Raw genomic sequence first — 20384 nt, 5'->3', positions numbered from 1 at the left:
CACTCACGCATCAGGAAGCCGCCAGGCCCCGGTCCTCATCCCGCCAGAGCGGCGCGGAAACGGGCAATCAGCCCGGTGACGGCCTCAGGCCTGGTTTTCATCGCAGTACGGTTCACCACCAGGCGACTCGTAATATGCGCGATGGTCTCGACCTCGCGCAGACCATTGGCCCGCAACGTCGAGCCGGTATCCACGAGATCGACAATCAGCCGCGACAGACCGAGCATCGGCGCCAGCTCCATCGCCCCGTGCAGATGCACGATGTCGGCATTGATGCCCCGCGTCGCGAAATGCCGCCGGGTGATGGCCGGATATTTTGTCGCGACACGCAGCTCGGAATAGCGCTGCCAGTCCTCGTCCGGATCGTCCGTCACCGGCCGGGCAACCGAAACGCGACAACCCCCGATGCCGAGATCGAGCGGCGCATAAAGTTCCGGATAATCGAACTCCATCAGCACGTCAGCGCCGCAGATCCCAAGCTGGGCGCCGCCCTGCGCAACGAAAGTGGCCACATCGAAGGAACGCACGCGGACAACGTCCAGCATCGGATCACTGGTGCCGAACCGCAGCCGCCTGCTGCTCTCATCCAGACAGTCAGCATCCGGAACAATCCCGGCCCGGGCCAGCAGCGGCGCCGCACCCTTCAGAATGCGGCCTTTCGGCAGCGCCAGAACCAGCGGTTTCGTGCCGGCATGATGATGCCGCGACGGGGCTCCGCTCATATCCGGAGACGCTGCTGCGTCACCGGCTTCGCACAGGGCCAGGTCTGAATTGCGGTCCGCGGTCATCATGCACTCCGGAGGCCTGTTCCGGGCCAGAGGTGGCCATACTGTCTGAAGAGGCCGTTAAAACCAGCGCGGACTTATCATAAGGAAGCGCCCGCGCCAAAGGGCGGATCGGCATATCGGCGCGCGGCAGACGCTGTCACACATTTGTCATGCCCCCGAAGCGGCGGAAAACGCCCCTGTTCCGAGGCTTTATCCCGCGCCTTTCCGGCAGTTCAGACGCGCGAAAAGCCCCGTCAGCCTTGCTCTTCGCGCCCACGAGCGTTAGAAGCCCGCCTCTGATCCCCGCCATTCCTCTTCCAGGGACACGTTATGAAACAACAGGCGAACCTGATCCGCGCCGGACAGGTCATCGAACATGATGGCCGTCGCTGGACGGTCCTCAAGCAGCAGATCATCACCCCGGGTAAGGGCGGTGCGTTCATTCAGGTCGAAATGCGTGATCTGAAGACCGGCAACAAAACCAACGAACGGTGGCGCACCGCCGACACCGTCGAACGCCTGATCACCGAGGACAAGGAATACAACTATTCCTACTCCGACGGCGACACGCTGGTGCTGATGGACCCGGAAACCTTCGAACAGTTCATGATCCCCGTGGATCTGCTGGGCGACCAGGCGCCGTTCCTGCAGGACAACATGGTGCTGAACCTGAACCTCGTGGAAGGCGATCCGGTCGCCGTGACCCTGCCGCCGCAGGTCACGCTCGAAATCGTCGAGGCCGATCCCGTCGTCAAAGGCCAGACCGCCAGCTCTTCCTACAAGCCCGCGATCCTGTCGAACGGCGTCAAAACAATGGTCCCGCCGTTTATCGAAGCCGGCGAGAGAGTGGTCGTCCGCACCGATGACGCCAGCTACGTCGAGCGCGCGAAGTCCTGATCCGGACGCGATACGCGCCTGCACCGCCGGCCCCCCGAGGGAACCGGCGGCTTCTGACCTTCCAGATCTTTCTCAGGACAAAATACCGTGGCTATGCGTCTTTCCGCCGTGATGACCGTGATGCAGAACGCAGCCGAAAAGGCCGCGCGGCGTCTCCTGCGCGATTTCAACGAAGTCGAGCAGCTCCAGGTCAGCATCAAAGGACCCGGTGACTTCGTCTCACAGGCAGACATCCGGGCCGAACGGACCATCCGCGAGGAACTGGAACGCGCCCGTCCCGGCTACGCGTTCCTCATGGAAGAATCCGGCGCAAGCGGCGGCGACAAGTGGGACTGGCGCTGGGTGGTCGATCCGCTCGACGGCACCACGAACTTTCTCCACGGCCTGCCCCACTGGGCCATTTCGATCGGACTCCAGAAACGCCAACAGGACGGCTCCGTCGAAATCGTCGCCGGGCTGGTCTACAACCCCGCCGCGAACGAAATGTTCTGGGCCGAAAAAGGAGCCGGCGCGTTTCTGAACGACCGCCGCATCCGCGTTTCCGCCCGCCGCGACATGCTGGAATCCCTCTTTGCCACCGGGATTCCCTTTGCGAAAGTGCCCGCCCGTCTGCGCATGCCCTTCGCCCGCGCCATGGGCACGCTGATGCCACAGGTGGCCGGTATCCGCCGCTTCGGAGCCGCCGCGCTGGACCTCGCCTGGGTCGCCGCCGGTCGGTACGAAGGCTACTGGGAACTCGGCATCCGCCCGTGGGACTGCGCGGCCGGCGCCCTGATCGTGCGTGAAGCCGGCGGCTTCTGCACCGCGCCGGACGGCACGGACCTCAACGATCTCCCCGACGACGTGATGATCGTGGCCGGCAATACGCATCTGCACGGCAAACTGCGCGCCATCGTCGAGGACAGCCTGACAGCAAAGGGCTGAACCTCCCGCTGACGCCGGGCCACAGCGTGCCGGCACGATTTCAGACGACCGCCGGCAGGTTGTTCCGCACAACCGGGCGGCCGTTTTTGCAGCAGCCTTAATCTGCCGTAGGGTCCGCACCTATGTTCCTGTTGTCCGCCCCTTCCCTTCAGCGTGCCTTCTCTCCCCGGATGCGGCTGGTCATAAGCCTCACCGGCCTCGCCACGGCCTGCGTGACGCCCTTTTCCGGGCCCGCCCTCGCCCAGGTGACAACGGATACGAGCGCGCTCGATTCGATCACCCCCGCGAAAAAGCCCGCCCCGGCGGCAAACAACACGCAGAAAACCTCCCCGCACACGCGGGATCGCGCGAAAACACCCCCCCGCAACTCTCACGAGACCGCGAAACCCGCCGCCACAACCTCCCCCGCGACTGCCGCAACAGCCGGAACCACAGGCAGCCGGACCGCAACACCGGCACATCCCGGAAAACCGCCGCCGTCCCCCACCATTCCACCCGCCCCGCCGCCCCTGCCCGTGCTGACACCGCCACCGATCCCGGTCGAACTGCACCCCTTCCCGATGCCTCCCGACCCGGCGCCGGAAAAAGACGCCGTCGGGATCGCCTCACCGATCACCGGCGGCATGCGGATCACGTTCGCACCCGATTCCGCGAAGCTGAACACCGAGACACGGGCCGCCATCCTGGCCGTCGTGCAGTCCCTGAAAGAGCGCCCCGAAACACGGGTGATGGTCGATGCGACCTCGAGCGACGCCACGAACGACCCCTCCCGCCCGCGCCGCATGTCGCTGAGCCGCGGGCTGGTCGTGCGCGCGGTCCTGATGAACGCCGGCATCCCTTCAACACGGATTTACGTGCGCGTCATCGGCTCCTCGTCGAAAACCGACCTCCTCAACCCTGCGGATCGAGTAGACATCCGCCGTTCGGACGCAGTACCGTAACGGTTTCCTGATTCTCACGCCCCAAGGCATTCGATGACAAAACCAACGATCTATCTTCTGCGGATGATCGCGTTCCTCGGATGCGTCGCCGTCGTGGCCGCCCTCCTCTGGCACCCGCTCCTCACAGCTTTCTTCAACAATCCGGCTCTCGACGGGCTGATCCTGGTCATTCTGGCCATCGGCATCGCCTGGAATATCCGCCTGGTGCTGCGGCTGCTGCCCGAAGTGAAATGGGCCGAAACCGCCCGCCAGCACCGCGACGGACTGGCGCAGCCCGAGCCACCGAAAATGCTGACGGCCGTGGCCACCGCGATGGCGTCACAGTCAGGCCGAAACCGGTTCGCCCTCTCCACCCCCGCGATGCAGTCCCTGCTCGACAGCCTGTCCGGACGCCTGGAGGAAGGGCGCGAGGTCTCGCGCTACCTGACCAGCCTGCTGATCTTCCTCGGCCTCCTCGGCACGTTCTACGGCCTCCTGCTGACCGTCGGCGCCATCGCGGACGTCATCTCAGGCATGACCGTCGGCAGCGGCGACATCACCGCCATGTTCGATCAGCTCAAGGCCGGCCTCGCCAGACCGCTGCATGGCATGGGCACGGCATTCTCCGGCTCCCTCTTCGGCCTGGCAAGCGCGCTGGTCCTCGGCTTCCTCGACCTGACAGCCGGCCAGGCGCAGAACCGCTTCTTCAACGACCTCGAAGAATGGCTGGCCAGCCTGACCCGCTTCTCCTCGACAATGGGCAATGTCGAAGGCGACGGAAACATTCCGGCCTACGTCCAGGCCCTGCTCGAACAGACCGCCGAAAACCTGGCAACCCTGCAAACCGTGCTCCGGGCCGGCGAAGAACGGCAGGCGCAGCAGACACAGGTGCTGACCCGCCTGAGCTCGCATCTCGGCACGCTGGCCAGCGGCCATGAAAGCGAAGAGTCGCGACAGACCCTCACCCATATGCGAAACATCGAATCCCTGCTGACACAGCTGATCTCCGAGAGCGAGCGCGGGCGGCAGCAGAGCCTGACCGACATTCGCAGTGATCTTCGTCTCGTCGCCCGGACAGTTGCCGCGGCGAACGAGCAGAACCCGCGCTGAGGGGGCGGATATGCGCCCCGGACGTCGCGGACGGACCAGTCACGCCGGGCTGAACGCCTGGCCTGGCTATGTGGATGCGCTCTCCACCCTGCTGATGGTGGTGATCTTCGTGCTGCTGGTCTTCGTGCTGGGACAGGCCTTCCTGTCCGTGGCGCTGAACCGGCGCGAACAGGTGCTGGACCGGTTGCAGGTGCAGGCCACCGAACTCACCCGGATGCTGGCGCTGGAACGCGGGCTGACAAAGGACCTGCGCGGCAACCTCGCCGTGCTGACAGAGCAGCATGACAAAGACACAGCGGCGGCGGCGGCGCTCGGAAGCCAGCTCGCCCAGGCCCGGGCGGCGACACAGCACGCAAACGAACTGGATCAGACAGCCGAGCAGAAGGTTCTGGCGCTGAACGACCAGCTCTCAGCCCTGAACGCCCAGCTGACAGCCATCGCCCAGGCCCTGGACGTCTCGAAAAAAGATGTCATGGACCGCGATGCGAAAATCGCCGATCTCGGCAACCGGCTGAACATCGCGCTGGCCGATAAGGTCGAACAGCTCAAACGCTACCGCTCGGAATTCTTCGGACGCCTGCGCGATGTGCTGAAAAACCAGAAAGGCGTGCAGATCGTCGGCGACCGCTTCGTCTTCCAGAGCGAAGTGCTGTTCCCGACCGGCAGCGCCGATCTCACACCCCAGGGCGCGAAGGAAATCAGAACGCTGGCAAAAACCTTCCGCCAGGTTTCAGCACAAATCCCGACCGACGTGCCCTGGATTCTCCGGGTGGACGGTCACGCCGACAAACAGCCGATCCACACGGCGTTTCCAAGCAACTGGGAACTGTCGTCGGCGCGGGCCATCACCGTGGTAAAGCTGCTGATCGCGGAAGGCGTCGACCCGAAACATCTCGCGGCAACCGGCTTTGCCGATTACCAGCCGCTGACAAGCGGAACCTCGGTCGCGGATTTCGCAAAAAACCGCCGGATCGAATTCCGCCTGACAGACCGATAGACAGCCCCCGGACGTCACCGGCGTCCGGGGCAGTCAGCACTCCCTCAGCCAGATAAAAATCTGTCAGGCAAACGCCCGCGCATACCGGTCGACGGACAGATCGAGCGCCGGAATATCGGGCTTCCGGCCATGGATCTGATCGGCAAGAATACGCCCTGAACCGGCCGCCATCGTCCAGCCAAGCGTGCCATGACCCGTGTTGAGCCACAGATTGCCGAATTTTTTTGACGGCCCGACAACCGGCGTCCCGTCCGGCGTATTCGGGCGCAGACCAGCCCAGTAAACGGCCTGGGAAAGATCGCCGCCGCCGTAAAGCTCCGAAAAGGATATTTTGAGAATCTCCCGACGGGCCGGACGCAGGCGCAGATCGAATCCCGCCAGCTCCGCCGTCCCGCCGATGCGAATACGGTCGCCAAGCCGGGTGATGGCAACCTTGTACGTCTCATCGTTGACGGTGGAGACCGGCGCGCGGCTCTCATCGGTCAGCGGCAATGTCAGGGAATAGCCTTTGACCGGATATACCGGCAGACGAATACCCAGAGGCCGCAGAATCCCCGGCGCGTAACTGCCCGTCGCCATCACATACGCATCGGCCGTAAAGCGCCCCTCGCTGGTGCGGACGCCATAAACACTGTCGGCGGACGCATCGAGCGCCTCAATGGTCGTCTCATAGCGGAAGGTCACGCCAAGCTCTTCCGCCTCCTGCGCGAGACGCTGCGTGAACATATGCGCGTCACCCGATTCGTCACCGGGAAGATAAAGCCCTCCCTTCAGCAGAGCCTTCGCGCCCCCAAGCCCCGGCTCGCGTTCGAGAATCTGCTCGACGCTAAAGAGCTGATGCGGAATCCCGCTTTCACTGAGCAAACGCATGTCGTCCCTGGCATGGGCGACCTGAGCGTCCGTGCGGAACAGCTGGATCAGACCTTTCTGCCGGTCGTCATAGGTGATCCCGGTCTCCTTCCGCAGGGCAGCAAGACAGTCACGACTGTATTCTGCAATCCGAAGCATCCGGGATTTATTGATGTCGTAGTCATACTCATTGCAATTCCGCAGGAGATTACCGATCCAGCGAAGCATGGCCATATCGACCGCCTGCGGTCGGATCACGAGCGGACTGTGCCGGCCGAGCATCCATTTCAGCGCCCGGAGCGGCAGACCCGGCGCGGCCCAGGGCGTCGAATACCCCGGAGAAACCTGCCCGGCATTGGCAAAGGATGTTTCGAGACCAGCGGCAGGCTGGCGGTCGATCACTTCAACCTCGTGTCCGAGTTTCGCCAGATACCAGGCCGTCGTGACACCAATGACCCCGGCACCAAGGACGATAACTTTCACAGAACTTTCCTTTCGGCGACTGTTTGGACGCAGCAAAAATACCGAACCCTGATTAAGCCCGGGGACCGGAAGCGTCCAGCACACAGACCTCACCGGAAATATCCACGCGCAGTCACACCCCGGCGGCTCCGCCCGAACCCGACAGAGCCCACAGCCCCCGCACCCCGATCCGCTGATAAACAAACGGGTTTCCAAAGGCCCCCGGCCTTTGACGGGTCTCAGGGCAGCCCCGTGAGAAAAACAGCAACAGAACAAAAACCCCCGGCACAACGCCCCCAAAGTTGCATCACACTGACACAACGCCACCAAACTCCCGGCCAGACTTGACGTTCCGGCTTTCAGGGCACACGCCGGGACCAGCAAGTTAAGGAGAGCAATGTGAAACGGCAGTTCAGTCTTTACGGTCTCGCACTGGCCCTGGCAGTCAGCGGAACAGTCCCGGCACTGGCTCAGAGCGTGACGGATGGCAGCGGTAAGGACACCGCCGCGCAAACGGCCATCCATGCCGTCGCGCAACACTACAAGACCCCGCAGGAGACCCGCTTCCGTAAAGTCCGCACCGCCGGAAAGGGTACCATCTGCGGCGAAGTGACAGGCGACGGCGCGACGACATTCTCCTCCTTTGGTGTCACGCCCGGCTCCGAACCGGTGATCTTCGATAACCAGAAAATTCCGGCCGCGCTCGACTTCAAAGAAGTCAACGAGTGGCTGAACAAAAGCGTGGCCCTCGAAGACCTTGAAGATATGGGATGCGCACCGAAAGGCAGCTACATGCGCTACCGCGACCGCCTGAACAAAGTAATGGAAACGCGGAAGGAAAACACCTTAACGCGCTGAAAACGATGTTCCCCGGTGCGACACATCCGGCCCGGAAAGGCCTGCTCTTTCAGCGCCCGGCCTCCGGGCACCGGTTCCGGCCAGAATTCTGAACAACGCGGCTTTGTCTCCACCTGTAAATACGGCACTCTCCCCCGATGACTGAACCTTCCGCCGCGCCCGCGCGGCGCTATTCGCCCGCCATCGCCCTGGTCCTGGCCCTCGCCGCATTCATGCAGAACCTGGACGGGGCCATCATCAACACCTCCCTGCCGCAAATGGCCCGGTCCTTCGGCGTGACAGCACTCGACCTGTCGATGGGAATCACGGCGTATATGCTGGCCTCGGCGGCCATGTCCCCCCTCGCCTCCTGGATGGCGATGAAGGCAGGCGAACGCCGGGTGATGGTCGTGGCCATGCTGGTGTTCACAGCAGCCTCCGTCTGGTGCGGACTGGCGCGCGGACTGTCAGGATTCGTCCTGGCCCGGATCTGTCAGGGCCTGGCGGCGGCGGTGATGAGCCCGGTCGGCATGTCGATCATGCTGCGCTACACGCCAAAATCCGAACTGATGCGGGCACAGTCGGTCACGGTATGGCCAGCCCTGTCCGCGCCGGTCATCGGCCCGGTCCTCGGCGGATATATTACGCAGACAATCGGATGGCAGTGGAATTTCTGGCTCAATCTGCCGGTCGGACTGATCGCCGCTTTCGCCATTCTGCGCATCGTCCCCCCAACGCCACCGGAAGAGGCGCCGCCGCTGGACTGGAAAGGACTGGCCCTCTGCGCAACCGGACTGACCTGCCTCCTGGCCGGATTCCAGCGCTCCCCTCAGCCCGGAAGCGAACGGATCGTGGCAATCGGCCTTATGATCGCCGGCATCATCACCGGCCTGTTCGCAATAAGACATCTGCGGGCGCATGAAACCCCGATCCTGTCACTGGAACCCCTGAAACGCCCGAGCATGAGATTCGCAACGCTGTTTCCGGGAATCCTGTTCCGGTGCCTGTTTTCCTCCGCGCCGTTCCTGCTGCCTCTGCTGTTCCAGGTCGGGTTCGGATTGTCCCCGGCCGTCGCCGGAAGCTGGATGCTCGGCTATTTCTGCGCGAATCTCGGACTGAAACCGTTCACATCAAGAATTTTACGACGGTTCGGCTTCCGGAATATCCTGTTCTTCAACGGATTTCTGGCAGCCCTGTCAATGCTGGCCTGCGTCTTCACCAGCCCGCACGAGTCCCGGTTCCTTCTGATGATAACACTTGTTTTTGCCGGCGCAACACGCTCGATGCAGCTCACCGGCCTGTCCACGATGATGTTCGCGGACGTATCATCCGAAGAACGACGCGCGGCGGCGGGCATGTCTTCCATCCTGCAGCAGGCCGCCTCGGCCGCCGGCGTTCCGGTGATGGCCTTCTGCCTGTCCGTGGCGCAGTCAGTCTATGGACACGCGCATCTGGGACTGCCCGAACTGCACATCGCGTTTCTGGTAAGCGCCATCGTCGCGCTGATCGGGGCAATCGGGTTCGCGAAAATGCCAGAAAACCTGGGAAACGAGATCAGCGGACGGGCGTGAGGACGTCCTGCTTCCGTCGCGCCGGCTCCGGTCCCGTTAAGTGTCCCTGCCTTTCTCAGGGCTTTGCCCTGACCCCGCCAAAGACCAAAGCCTCTGGAAACCAGCGGACCGGCGTGCCGGGGCCGCGACCCCGGCCGGGTCCGTGGAAAAATCACACATCAACAGTCAACCCGAACGGAACCAACGCATGACAGATGAATTTTTCTCAGAAAAACACCCGCTCTGGCGGAACATTCCGGGACCGCCAGACGTAAACCCGGGAACGTCGTTAAGAAGAGGCCACAAAACGAGCAGATCCGTCCTCATAAAACGCATTTAAAACGTGAATTATGATCGTGTGCCTGTACATCGAAAAATTATGGTGAAGTGATGCAGTTCAGGAACAGGCGCCCCGGTGTCATATCGCCTTCCCCCCGGCAAAACGCCCGCCTTACGCGCTCCGTCCTGCTGACCTCAACACTGGCCATCATCACCCTGCCCGCCCAGGCCGCAACAAACACCCCCGGCGCGCGCGGCCACACACCACCCGCCACAAGCGACCCGACCACAAAAACCAAGGCACCCGGACCTCCCGCGACACGATCCGGAAAAACCACCGGACAACCCCGCGCGACATCCGCCCCGGCAGCGGCCCCGGCAACGGCCAGAGAAGAAATCTCCATCTTTGGCCACGGTTCGACACGGCAGATGACAAGCGTCACCTCCACCATGATGCACCAGAGCGTGCCAGGCACATCGCCGATGAAAGTGCTCGGTCAGCTCCCCGGCGTGCTTTATCAGTCAGCCGACCCGTTCGGCGCATACGAATATTCCAGCACACTGTTCATGCGCGGCTTCTCACAGGCGCAGCTCGGTTTTACACTCGACGGCATCCCGCTCGGCGACCAGCAGTTCAATAACTATAACGGCCTGAGCATCACCCGGGCGCTCAGCACGGACAACATCGCCGGCGTGGATGTGTCGCAGGGCGCCGGCGCAATCGATGTCGCGTCCAGCAGCAATCTCGGCGGCGCAATCCAGTTCCGGTCCATCGATCCCTCGCACGAGCGCGGCGGAACCGTCGAACAGACCTTCGGCAGCAACGCAACATTCCGGACCTTCATCCGCCTCAACAGCGGCGATCTGAACCGGACCGGCTCGCGGTTTTACGTTTCCTACGCCCGGACGGACATGGATCTGTGGAAAGGTCATGGCTACGACTACTCGGATCAGGTCAACGCAAAATTCGTGCAGCCCCTGGCACATGAGTCCTCGCTCAAAGTGTTTTTCGACTGGAGTTCAACGCAGCAGTTCGATTACCAGGACATGACGATGAATAATCTTCAGGTGTTCGGGCCGGATCTTGCAAATTACTACCCGAATTACGCCGCCGCCTATCATGCGGCGCAGGGACATTATCCGGCGGGATACTCAAAAGCAGCCGACCCTCTGGATGCGTCCTATTATGCCGGAACAGCAAACCGGATGGATTATCTGGGCGGACTCACACTGAACGAAAATCTGACCCCCAACCTGAACTGGACAACAACCGTCTATGGTCACGGCGACAGCGGATACAGCACATGGACCACGCCCTATATGCCGTCCCCAAACGGCGCGCCGCTGTCACAGCGGATTCAGAATCCGGGCATTGAACGGGGCGGCTTCACAACCGCGCTGACCCGCCGTATCGCACGGCATACAATCAAAGCCGGCGTCTGGTATGAATACGGACAGTTCACGGAAGGCCGCTACTTTTCAGAGGTGCCGCTCCTGGGAGAAGGCACACCCGGAAACCCGACAGATGGCTTCCCGCACAATGTTTTTGCCAACCCGTGGCAGGAAGTCTTCCATACCAACACGTTCACGTTCCACCTGCAGGATACCTTCCGGATCACGCGCAATCTGACAGTCAATGCCGGCTTCAAATCCATGATCGTCTCGGCAGGCAACCATGTCCCGACACAGCACGCCGCGCTCAACGGAGGCCAGATCGCGCAGGGACATCTGACAGCCTCCAGCGCGTTTCTGCCTCAGGTCTCCGCCAACTGGCGCTTCCTGCCGCATCATGAGGCGTTTTTCGATGTGTCCCACAATATGCGGGCCTATCCGGAGGACGGATACAACACCAATGTCTCCGCCACCCCCTGGACCGCGTCTCAGGCCGCGTTCCAGAGCACCAGATCGCATCTGAGGCCGGAAACGGACTGGGTCTATGAACTCGGCTATCGCTACGTCACGCCAAAACTGAGCGCCCTCGTGTCGCTCTACCGGGTCAATTTCTCCAACCGGCTTCAGCTCATTTCCAGCGGTTCCGGCATCAACCCCGTGACCGCCGTGCAGAACGTCGGCGGCGTAACGACCAACGGCGCCGAAGTCAGCATGACCGCACATCCGGTCAACGGTCTGACGCTGTACAATTCGTTTTCCTATGCTCACTCCACCTACAATCAGAACGTGATGACATCGTCCGGCCTCGAACCAACCCGGGGCAAGCTGGTCCCGAACTACCCGACGATGATGTATAAAGGCAGCATTGCCTATGACTGGCATCATCTGAACGTGCATCTGGACGGAAACTATCTCTCCAGCCGGCAACTGACCTACACGAATGATCTGCATGTTCCCGGCTATTTCCTGGCGAATTTCGGCGGCAGATATAATTTCGGCACATATGGCTTCATGAAGAATTTTGCAGTCAGCTTCAATATCTACAACCTGTTCAACAAAACCTACGTCGCCACAACAAGCGAACTGGGCAACAACTTCACGAACACAGGCTATAATTATTTCCTTATGGGCGCCCCGCGACAGTTCTTCGGAACCGTAAGCGCCGATTTCTGAAACCCCATGTCATAACAGAGATGAAGACGATCCCGCCCCTCTCCCCGCACCTGAACAGGATGACCGGAACGGACCCGCATCATGTGTAACCTCTACAGCATGACCGCAACGCAGGACGCGATCAGGAAACTGTCCCGCGCCCGGACAGACCGTACCGGCAACCTCCCGTCCATGCCGGCCATCTGGCCCGATACGGCCGCCCCCATCGTCAGAGAGGGACCCGAAGGACGCGAACTGACCCTGGCGCGCTGGGGCATGCCGTCTCCCGCCTTCGCCCTCCAGGGGCGCACGGTCGACCGGGGCGTGACGAATATCCGCAATCTCTCATCGCCTCACTGGCGCCGCTGGCTCGGCACCGAACACCGATGCCTCGTGCCATTCACCTCCTTTTCCGAAATGGAACGCCTGCCTGACGGCACCACCCGACCCGTCTGGTTTGCCGATGGACCGGACCGGCCGCTCCATTTCTTTGCCGGACTCTGGACAAACCGGACATCCGTCCGAAAAGTGAAGGAAGGCGAAATCAACGCTGACCTGTTCGGCTTTCTGACAACGGAGGCAAATCCGGTCGTGGCCCCGGTCCACCCGAGGGCCATGCCGGTGATCCTGACGGAACCGGAAGAGTTTGAACTGTGGCTGACCGGACCGACAGACATCGCACGGGAACTCCAGCGACCACTCGACCCGAAAAAACTGGAAATTGTCGCCCTGGGGAGAAAAGAAGACAGCCAGACAGACTCGCTGCTCAGATAGAATCTGTTTTTCGGAAAACACAGCCAGCCCGCGATCAGGACCGGCGAAAAGCAGACAGGAACGTCCTGAGCCGCGACCGGTTGCCGCCACCTCCCGGAACATGGGTTTTGCTGGCATCCGAATAATCCGGAAGTTTCCATGTTTCCAGAAGAATCGAGAACTTTTCCTGTCTGTCCGGGTCCAGCCGCGCGACGCGCGCTCTGTTCAGCGTGAAAAACGCATCCCCCAGAATCAGATCGCTGTCAAACGCGTTGATCGGCTCGAACCGCCGCAGGACAAATCCGAACTGCCGCAGATAATCGACGAGCTCATGAAGAAGTTTCGTATTCCGGTAAACCGGCGTCAGCCACGCCTCCACCTCCAGCCCGAGACACCGGTCGAGCAGACCGCCGAAACCCAGCAGCACTTCGTATTCATAGCCCTCAACATCCAGCTTGATCACATCCGGCACCGGAACCTCGCCGGCAACGTGCAGCGTGTCATAACGATCGCATCTTACCTGAGCCGTGCCAGCAGCCTCATAGAGCGGAGCGATCGAATACCCCACCAGAACTTCAGGATCTGCCTTCAGCAGGGACGTGCAGCCATAATGCCTGCCAATCGTAAGACTGAACTCCCCGGACCGGGCCGCCAGCCCGCGCTCAACCACCAGAGCACCCGGTATGTGCTTCAGAGAATCCCTTATCCGTGCGGCCTCGGTGGCATTTGGCTCGAACAGCACAGGCCTGATCCGGCCAGGCTGCCTCGCCCACTTGTCCTGCAACCCGCCCGAAGCACCAATATCAACGACCACAAGGCGCGGATCAGAGGAAAAATCGCCATCATGCATGGCCAGTCTGCTCCGTGGACTCGTTTACCAGTCTGTAGCGGGCGCGCAGGGACACGCCATCGGCAGACAGTGCTCCTTTCCTGACGCACAACCCGTCTTCAGGTTCCGCCCTTCAGACGATGCGCACGCTCGTTCCCCAGCGGTAAAGCGCCGCCGAACCCATCGTAATCACACCGGCCACCCCCATAGCCAGAACAAAAGAACCGGAATGCTGAACAGCCGCCCCCGTCAGAACCGGCGCCATCACCGCGCCGAACGAGCCACCCATGTTCTGAATGGCTTCAAGCGTAGCCACCGATCTTTCGTCGATCAGCACCGTCCCAAGCGTCCATCCGGCGGTCATGGCGATCCCTGTCGCGAACAGCGAAACCGACATGACAAACACGGAAAGTGTCGTCGTGGCGCAGAACGGGGCCAGCATCGTCGTCGCGGCGGCGACAAGCAGCGCAATCACCAGCGGCGTCCGGCAGGCCCGGGCCGGAGACCAGCCCCGGCAGGCCAGGCGATCCGTCACGACCCCGCCCGCAAGACCGCCGATAAAACCGGCAAATTGCGGAACAGAGGAAAGATAACCGGCCTGGGAAACGGTAAAGTGCCGGGTGGTCTGGAAATACGTCGGCAACCACGCGGCATAAAGCCATTGCAGATAGATCACACCGACAAAACCACCCGCCAGCGCCCAGCTCGTACGAAAGGAGAGAAGCCGCCGCAGTTCGTGAATCACCTTTTCCGCCCGAACCGGTTCCACTCCCGCCTCTGCCGGAACACCCGCTTTCGGGTTGCGGTAAATGCCGATCCACAAAAGAGCCAGAACCGCGCTCAGACCACCAACAAAGACGAACATGGCCCGCCAGCCAAAAGCCCCGGAAACAGCGCCCAGCATCATCGGACCAATAACCTGCCCCAGCGAGGAGGACGCGTTCAGACAGGCCACAGGTGTCGCCCGCCGGTCGGGCTCGAAATACCGGGTGATAAGCCGTGTCCCGACAAGAAAAACCGGCGCTTCGCTCACGCCGAGCAGGCACCGGGCGATCAGAAGATCCTGCACACTCCCGGCCAGCGCGGAAAGCCACTGAGCGGCACTCCACAGCAGCAGACAGGCAAACAGAAGCCAGCGCCCCCCGACACGATCCGCAAGCAGACCCGCCGGGATCTGACAGATGAGATAGGCGGAAGCAAAGGAAGAAAGAAGAACCCCAAGCTCTGTAAAGGAAAGACCGAATTCACGCGCGATATCGACATTGGCCGCCGCCATGGCGGTGCGATCGATGTAGCTGATGCAGCCCGCGGCGATCAGAAGACCCAGAACAACATAGCGGATCGGAAAAGTCCTCCCGCTCAGTCCGGACGCAGACACCTGGTCCCGCCGCGAAACACCCCGGCCGGTCGCCGTTTCAGAAACGGACACTCAGGGCCGTGCCCGGATACGAAAACTGAAAACTGAAAAACCGGACATTCGGATCATCCTGCATGCTGGTCGCCATCAGGCGAAACGGGGCCGCGACATCATGCGAAAAAACGCCGGCACGAAAGATGGAGAGACCCTGACTGATGCCGCCTCCACATCGCGGCTCCCCCATACCGGAAACAGTACAGGGCACCGCATGATACCCGCCTTTCATCCGACAGAACAATAATTAACCGGCCCGATCACATTACTCACGCCGCGCAGGCAGAGCGAATGCCACAACTTCATCGCCATTGCGCGTTTTGAGACCACCATGACCACCCACGGCCAGCACGACATACTGACGACCATCGCGGCCCATATACGTCATCGGTGTCGCATTGCCACCGGCATCGAGTTCGGTCTCATAGAGAACAGCGCCGTTACGACCGTCGAGAACGCGAAATCCCTGATCCGCGGTGGCGCCCATGAACACAAGCCCGGTCGCGGTGGTCAGAGTACCCCCCATACTGAAAATCCCGGTCGGCAACCCGACCGGCATACGCAGCATACTGGCCGGCCCGACATTCTTCGTGGTGCCAAGCGCGCGTTCCCAGATCATACGATGATGAACAAGGTCGATGGCCTGCGTGCGCCCCCATGGCGGTGCCAGGCACGGCGCGCCAAACAGACCCAGCCAGGGCTCGATAACCGCGGCATAGGGCAAACCATGCTGCGGATTGTCAGTAAAAATCGGCTCCGGATAAGGCTGTTTCCATCCGCTCCACGGTTTGAACAGACCTTCTTTCAGCGCTTTGTCATGCGGAACAAGCTGCATCCGAAAGGGAATGTAGGTGGTGTTGACGTAGAGCACCCCGCGCGTGGGATCAATAGTCGCGCCATACCAGTCATCAACACCGTCAAAGGCCGGAAACCCGAGAGTCCCCTGAAGACCTGGCGGCGTAAACAGCCCGTGAAAGCTCATCTTTTTGTAAGCGATACGACACGCCATCTGATCGAAAGGCGTGACGCCCCACAGATCGTCCGTTGTCGGATCGGCACGACGAAGGTTCGGAATGTCAGGCGAATAAGGCTGGGTCGGAGAATAGCGCTCTTCGGGAATCGTCCCGCCGGGAACAGGCTTTTCCTCAACACGGTAAAAAGGTTTCCCGGTCCGGCGATCAAGCACGAAAAGCTCCCCCTGCTTGGTCGTCTGCACCAGCACCGGTGTCATCCGTCCATCCGCATCGGGCAGATCGACAAGCGAAGGCCCAACGGGAAGATCGAAATCCCAAAGATCGTGATGCACGGTCTGAAAATGCCAGCGCTCTTCGCCCGAGGTGATGTCAATCGCGACAAGAGACGTATCGTACTGCTCGTCGAAGGAACGTCGTTTAACGCCGTAATAATCGGGCGTCGCAATCCCAAGGGGTACATAAACCGTGTTCAGCGCCGGATCGGCGGTATAAACCCCCCAGCCATTTGGCGTGCCACGCGTGAAAATCTCGCCGGGATTCAGCGGCCGGTTCGCAGGCGTGTGCCCCACGTCCCATCCCCAGACAAGCTGGCCGGTCACAGCGTCGAAAGCGCGGATGACACCGGAAGGTTCATCAACGGTCTGATTGTCATAAACCCAGCCGCTGAGCATGATGCGGCTGTTCATAACCATCGGCGGTGACGTAATGAAATGAAATCCGGCGGGCATGATCCCCATGCCCTGGCTCAGATCAACAGTGCCGTTATGTCCAAAAGCGGCGCAGAGATGCCCGGTATCGGCATCCAGCGCAAAAAGAGTCGGCGGCGAACCGGCGCCTGTCGAAATGATCCGGTGCGGACAGGGCACACCCGCCGGCGCCTCGAAATAGGAAACACCCCGGCAAGCCTGATAGATATTCTGTCCGTAGTTTCCGCCGGGCGTGTATCGCCAGACCTGCTTTCCGGTGGTGGCATCCAGCGCCACGACGTCGCGATGAGGCGTGCAGAAAACAAGATTATCCCCGACCTTCAGCGGGGTAGCCTCAAAGCTGAACTCGCGCCCACGGGCATTCTCACCGGATCGCGGAAGATCACCCGTATGAAAAACCCATGCTCTCCCCAGCATATGTGCATTTTCCGGTGTGATCTGAGCGGCAGTCCCGAAACGGTCTCCGGCAGACGTGCCTCCCGTCATGCGCCACTGGTTATTCACCAGCGATTCACCGTCGATGATATCACCGGTGAACCGCTGCTGCGGAAAGGGATTATACTGAACGGTGCGGGAAGCCGTGATCGTCCACCCGCAGATAAACATAAAAGCAAAAAGAGCGGCGCAGCCCGAAATACCGCTTACAACACAGACATTGACACGACTCTGCCCCTGCCTGTCGATCAGCCGCCCGCCAATCCAGGGACTGAACACCCAAAATCCAATGGCGGACGGCAGAGCGAGCGGCGGAATCAGACGCCAGCCATCGAGTCCGACACGGGAAACCGCCCACAGGAGCGTGACAGCCAGAACAATGGCGTAAAGTACGATGCCGGCACGACGGGCAGCAGCGATAAGAGCGCCACTGCACAGGATAAGCATCCCGGCGACGGCATAATATCCACTGTCCCCCAGACCGATGAGCCAGAATCCCGGCATAGCAAGGGCGAGTCCATAAAAACCCAGCAGAATACCCGTGATACGCAATAAAAGAGGTACGGATCGCGATCGCAGCAAGACGCTTTCTCCAGGCCTGTTTTCATGCAGGTGCGTCAGCCCGCCTGGAGTATCAACCACATTTGTGTCGTAAAGTTGCCCGCCGGGACAAAGAAAATCCCGCACATCGCGCACCAGGCCGGCTTCCGGCCCCACACCGCACGAAACTTTGCCACTCCGATCCCCACAATCTCCCGCCCGAAAACAAAAACATCACAGCCTTTCGAAAAAGACTGTGATGCGTCAGGAGTTTTCAGAAAGAAAAAAGCCGGGTCAGAGCCTCATCGCGGAGGCACCCCCGAATGCAGACAGCCATCGAAGGCAGGGCTCCCACAGGCAACATTTTTTACAGTAGTCCCGGTTATTCGGGTGTGTCTGACCAGAGACCTTCTGGTCTGAGCAGCAGGGTCAAACATGATGGACCTCCATACTCTGGACTAACAGCAGGACGGCTCTCAGTAGAGACTTACGGGAGATTATCCCTCCGCCCTGACACCGAGGCTACACAGGTTCCGCCAGGAAATGGAAGAGTTTTTTTCAGTTTTTTGACAGCCCCTCAAATCCCGGACATCCACTCCGTCCACGCGCAATCCCGAGCCAGTCACTTAAATCCCCCACTGACATACAACCCGAACAGCCCCCCGGTGTTACCCTTTTTGAATTCACGCCGCCGGATGGTAAAACCCCGGACAACAAAACCCCGAAGACCACGGGACAGGACACGCCGGATTTTCATCCTCCCCCGTAACAACAGAGTTTTTTGTGCGCCCACATGTCCTGAAAATACGCCCGGTTCTCAGTCTCTGCCTGCTCATCTGCAGTTTTGCGAGCCTGTCCGGCTGCTCCCCCCTGCCAGACCAAAAGGATCAGACCGACACAGTTTTAACACCGGCCGGGCTCATGAAACTCAGGGTGGAAACTTTCGGCTCGGTCTCCGCATTCGACCGGGAAAAAGACATGGCCCTGCGTGCCCTGACCTGCCTGTCCGACACGCCCTCTCCGGATGGCAGAGTTTTTTCTGCTTATCTTTTCGTGCTTTCAGAGCGCGGCGACCGGCACAGGATTGTCCATCACATCACCATGGACATCTGGACGGATGACAGAAAAATCGCCCATGTCCAGGAACGCCATTATGCGCGGATGCTCAAAAAACAGAATGACCTGACTGAAGAAATCAGAAATCTCGCACTCAACGCCTGGGCACAGGCCGGCCTGCCGCTCAACCCGAAATGTCAGTTTCGGTCCCGAACGGATTCACTCCTGCAAAGACCGGCGCCAACGGACTTCACGCAATCCGGCCCCGAACAGTCCCCATACCAGAATATCCCGCAAACATCCGACCAGATCAGAACGAATACAAATCCGGCCCCGAACCCCGCCAGCATCCCCGATAATAACGCTCAGTCCGCTGCCACATCGATATAGCTGCGGTGATAGCGCCCCCCCAGATCCGTCAGCAGTTCATACCCGATCGTGCCCGCAGCCTCTGCCGCCTCTTCGAGCGTATTATGCGGCCCTATCAGATCCAGAGCCGTGCCCGGCGGAACCGGAATATCGCCAAGATCGGTGATATCGACAGCCAGCGAATCCATGGAAACACGGCCAATGATGGGAAGCCGGACATCCGGATGTGAAGGCAGAACAGCCCGCCCCCGACTGGAAGCAGAACGATGGAACCCGTCGCCATACCCGATGCCCAGCAGAGCCACCCGCGTCGGACGCGAAGCCGTAAACAGGGCGCCATACCCCACGGACTGACCTTCCGGAATGCTGCGCGTCTGAATAACCCGCGCCTGAAGACGCACAACCGGCCTCATCGGGCCAGGCCGACCAGGGCAGGGATTGATGCCGTAGAGCGCGGCGCCGGGGCGAACAAGATCGAAATACCAGTCAGAACCAAGGAAAATACCGGAAGACGCGGCCAGACTCCGGGGCGCCCGCGGCAGCAGGGCACTGAGCCGGCGAAAAGCGACAAGCTGGTCCCTGTTGGCAGGATGCCCGGGGACGTCGGCACAGGCCAGATGGCTCATGACCAGCACAGGATCGATCCCGGCATAACTGTCGGAATCGTCAGCCAGCGCCTCGAGCGTCTCCGCCGTCAGACCAAAACGCGCCATGCCGGAATCAAGCTGAATCGCCGCCGGAAGCGCCTTCCCGCGCCTTGCCGCCAGCGCCCGCCACTCCTCAAGCTGCTCCGGACTGTTCAGAACAGGCGTCAGACCCGCTTCCAGCAGATCCCCGGACGTGCCCGGCGGCGGCCCATGCAGAACAAAAACAGGAATATCCCTGGAAATCGTGTCGCGGATCGAAGCACCTTCAGAAAGATGCGCGACAAAGAAATGACGACATCCGGCCCGCTCAAGAACCGGAGCCACCCGGTCGGCGCCAAGCCCGTAAGCATCCGCTTTAATGGCAGCGCCACAGACCGTTTTCGCCCCGTTCCGTGCCACAATGCCGGAAAGCAGGCGGTAATTGGCGGCAATGGCGCTGAGGTCAATCGTCAGGGCACCACCGGCCCATTGTGCTGCCACATCCATCTCCGCGCCCCGCCTCCGCATCCACTCTCAGGCGCCGGAGT

Annotated in this window: 17 protein-coding genes; 10 read left to right on the top strand and 7 right to left on the bottom strand. The window is 61.0% G+C overall.

Features of this window, described 5'->3' with window-relative positions:
• Window positions 1-35: 35 nt before the first annotated feature.
• Window positions 36-722: an ATP phosphoribosyltransferase gene (hisG, locus tag GOB90_RS11935; protein ID WP_146889134.1), complete on the bottom strand. Its 687-nt coding sequence runs from the start codon at window positions 720-722 to the stop codon at window positions 36-38.
• 375 nt (window positions 723-1097) lie between these two features.
• Here hisG and efp point away from each other — a divergent pair, with 375 nt between their 5' ends.
• The 5 genes from efp (at window position 1098) to GOB90_RS11910 (ending at window position 5615) form a co-directional block, all read left to right on the top strand.
• Window positions 1098-1664: an elongation factor P gene (gene efp / locus GOB90_RS11930; RefSeq protein WP_146889031.1), complete on the top strand. Its 567-nt coding sequence runs from the start codon at window positions 1098-1100 to the stop codon at window positions 1662-1664.
• 93 nt (window positions 1665-1757) lie between these two features.
• Entirely contained in the window at window positions 1758-2588 is an 831-nt protein-coding gene (locus tag GOB90_RS11925; RefSeq protein ID WP_173572075.1) for an inositol monophosphatase family protein, read from the top strand.
• Between the two features lie 131 nt (window positions 2589-2719).
• Window positions 2720-3529, top strand: a complete 810-nt coding sequence (locus GOB90_RS11920) for an OmpA family protein (RefSeq protein ID WP_206752477.1) — start codon at window positions 2720-2722, stop codon at window positions 3527-3529.
• Window positions 3530-3562: 33 nt separating this feature from the next.
• On the top strand, window positions 3563-4618 hold the full coding sequence (locus GOB90_RS11915; protein WP_146889040.1) for a flagellar motor protein MotA: 1056 nt from the start codon (window positions 3563-3565) through the stop codon (window positions 4616-4618).
• A 10-nt stretch (window positions 4619-4628) separates the two neighbouring features.
• On the top strand, window positions 4629-5615 hold the full coding sequence (locus tag GOB90_RS11910; RefSeq protein WP_146889043.1) for a peptidoglycan -binding protein: 987 nt from the start codon (window positions 4629-4631) through the stop codon (window positions 5613-5615).
• 63 nt (window positions 5616-5678) lie between these two features.
• Here the strand turns inward: GOB90_RS11910 and GOB90_RS11905 are convergent, their stop codons facing one another.
• The gene (locus tag GOB90_RS11905; protein ID WP_338077526.1) at window positions 5679-7031 is read right to left on the bottom strand and encodes a D-amino acid dehydrogenase; all 1353 of its coding nucleotides are present in this window, start codon (window positions 7029-7031) and stop codon (window positions 5679-5681) included.
• A gap of 294 nt (window positions 7032-7325) precedes the next feature.
• Here GOB90_RS11905 and GOB90_RS11900 point away from each other — a divergent pair, with 294 nt between their 5' ends.
• Both GOB90_RS11900 and GOB90_RS11895 read left to right on the top strand, forming a co-directional pair.
• Window positions 7326-7784, top strand: coding sequence for a hypothetical protein (locus tag GOB90_RS11900; RefSeq protein ID WP_146889048.1), 459 nt, complete (start codon window positions 7326-7328; stop codon window positions 7782-7784).
• A gap of 137 nt (window positions 7785-7921) precedes the next feature.
• Window positions 7922-9334: an MFS transporter gene (locus GOB90_RS11895; protein WP_146889052.1), complete on the top strand. Its 1413-nt coding sequence runs from the start codon at window positions 7922-7924 to the stop codon at window positions 9332-9334.
• A gap of 356 nt (window positions 9335-9690) precedes the next feature.
• On the opposite strand, the gene GOB90_RS11890 is transcribed toward GOB90_RS11895, so the two are convergent.
• Window positions 9691-10044, bottom strand: a complete 354-nt coding sequence (locus tag GOB90_RS11890; RefSeq protein WP_206752478.1) for a hypothetical protein — start codon at window positions 10042-10044, stop codon at window positions 9691-9693.
• On the opposite strand from GOB90_RS11890, the gene GOB90_RS11885 reads away from it, so the two are divergent.
• A complete protein-coding gene (locus GOB90_RS11885) occupies window positions 10022-12157 on the top strand; it encodes a TonB-dependent receptor (protein WP_242011980.1) in 2136 nt (711 codons plus the stop codon). The genes GOB90_RS11890 and GOB90_RS11885 overlap by 23 nt on opposite strands.
• A gap of 81 nt (window positions 12158-12238) precedes the next feature.
• Entirely contained in the window at window positions 12239-12910 is a 672-nt protein-coding gene (locus tag GOB90_RS11880; RefSeq protein ID WP_146889055.1) for an SOS response-associated peptidase, read from the top strand.
• Window positions 12911-12944: 34 nt separating this feature from the next.
• On the opposite strand, the gene GOB90_RS11875 is transcribed toward GOB90_RS11880, so the two are convergent.
• The 3 genes from GOB90_RS11875 to GOB90_RS11865 form a co-directional block, all read right to left on the bottom strand.
• A complete protein-coding gene (locus GOB90_RS11875; protein WP_146889058.1) occupies window positions 12945-13739 on the bottom strand; it encodes an FkbM family methyltransferase in 795 nt (264 codons plus the stop codon).
• 112 nt (window positions 13740-13851) lie between these two features.
• A complete protein-coding gene (locus GOB90_RS11870; RefSeq protein WP_338077525.1) occupies window positions 13852-15096 on the bottom strand; it encodes an MFS transporter in 1245 nt (414 codons plus the stop codon).
• A 298-nt stretch (window positions 15097-15394) separates the two neighbouring features.
• Window positions 15395-17827 carry a membrane-bound PQQ-dependent dehydrogenase, glucose/quinate/shikimate family gene (locus GOB90_RS11865; RefSeq protein ID WP_146889064.1) on the bottom strand — a complete coding sequence of 811 codons (2433 nt, stop codon included), beginning with the start codon at window positions 17825-17827 and terminating at the stop codon, window positions 15395-15397.
• Window positions 17828-18706: 879 nt separating this feature from the next.
• On the opposite strand from GOB90_RS11865, the gene GOB90_RS11860 reads away from it, so the two are divergent.
• On the top strand, window positions 18707-19231 hold the full coding sequence (locus GOB90_RS11860) for a hypothetical protein (RefSeq protein ID WP_146889067.1): 525 nt from the start codon (window positions 18707-18709) through the stop codon (window positions 19229-19231).
• Here GOB90_RS11860 and alr read toward each other — a convergent pair.
• Complete coding sequence (gene alr, locus GOB90_RS11855) at window positions 19207-20343, bottom strand: alanine racemase (protein WP_146889140.1); 1137 nt, start codon at window positions 20341-20343, stop codon at window positions 19207-19209. The genes GOB90_RS11860 and alr overlap by 25 nt on opposite strands.
• Between the last annotated feature and the right edge of the window lie 41 nt (window positions 20344-20384).

Origin of the sequence: Acetobacter oeni, assembly GCF_011516825.1 — a bacterium.
In the GTDB taxonomy this organism is placed as follows: domain Bacteria; phylum Pseudomonadota; class Alphaproteobacteria; order Acetobacterales; family Acetobacteraceae; genus Acetobacter; species Acetobacter oeni.
Note: the sequence above shows the minus strand (reverse complement) of the source record. Positions and strands in the feature narration are given on the sequence as shown.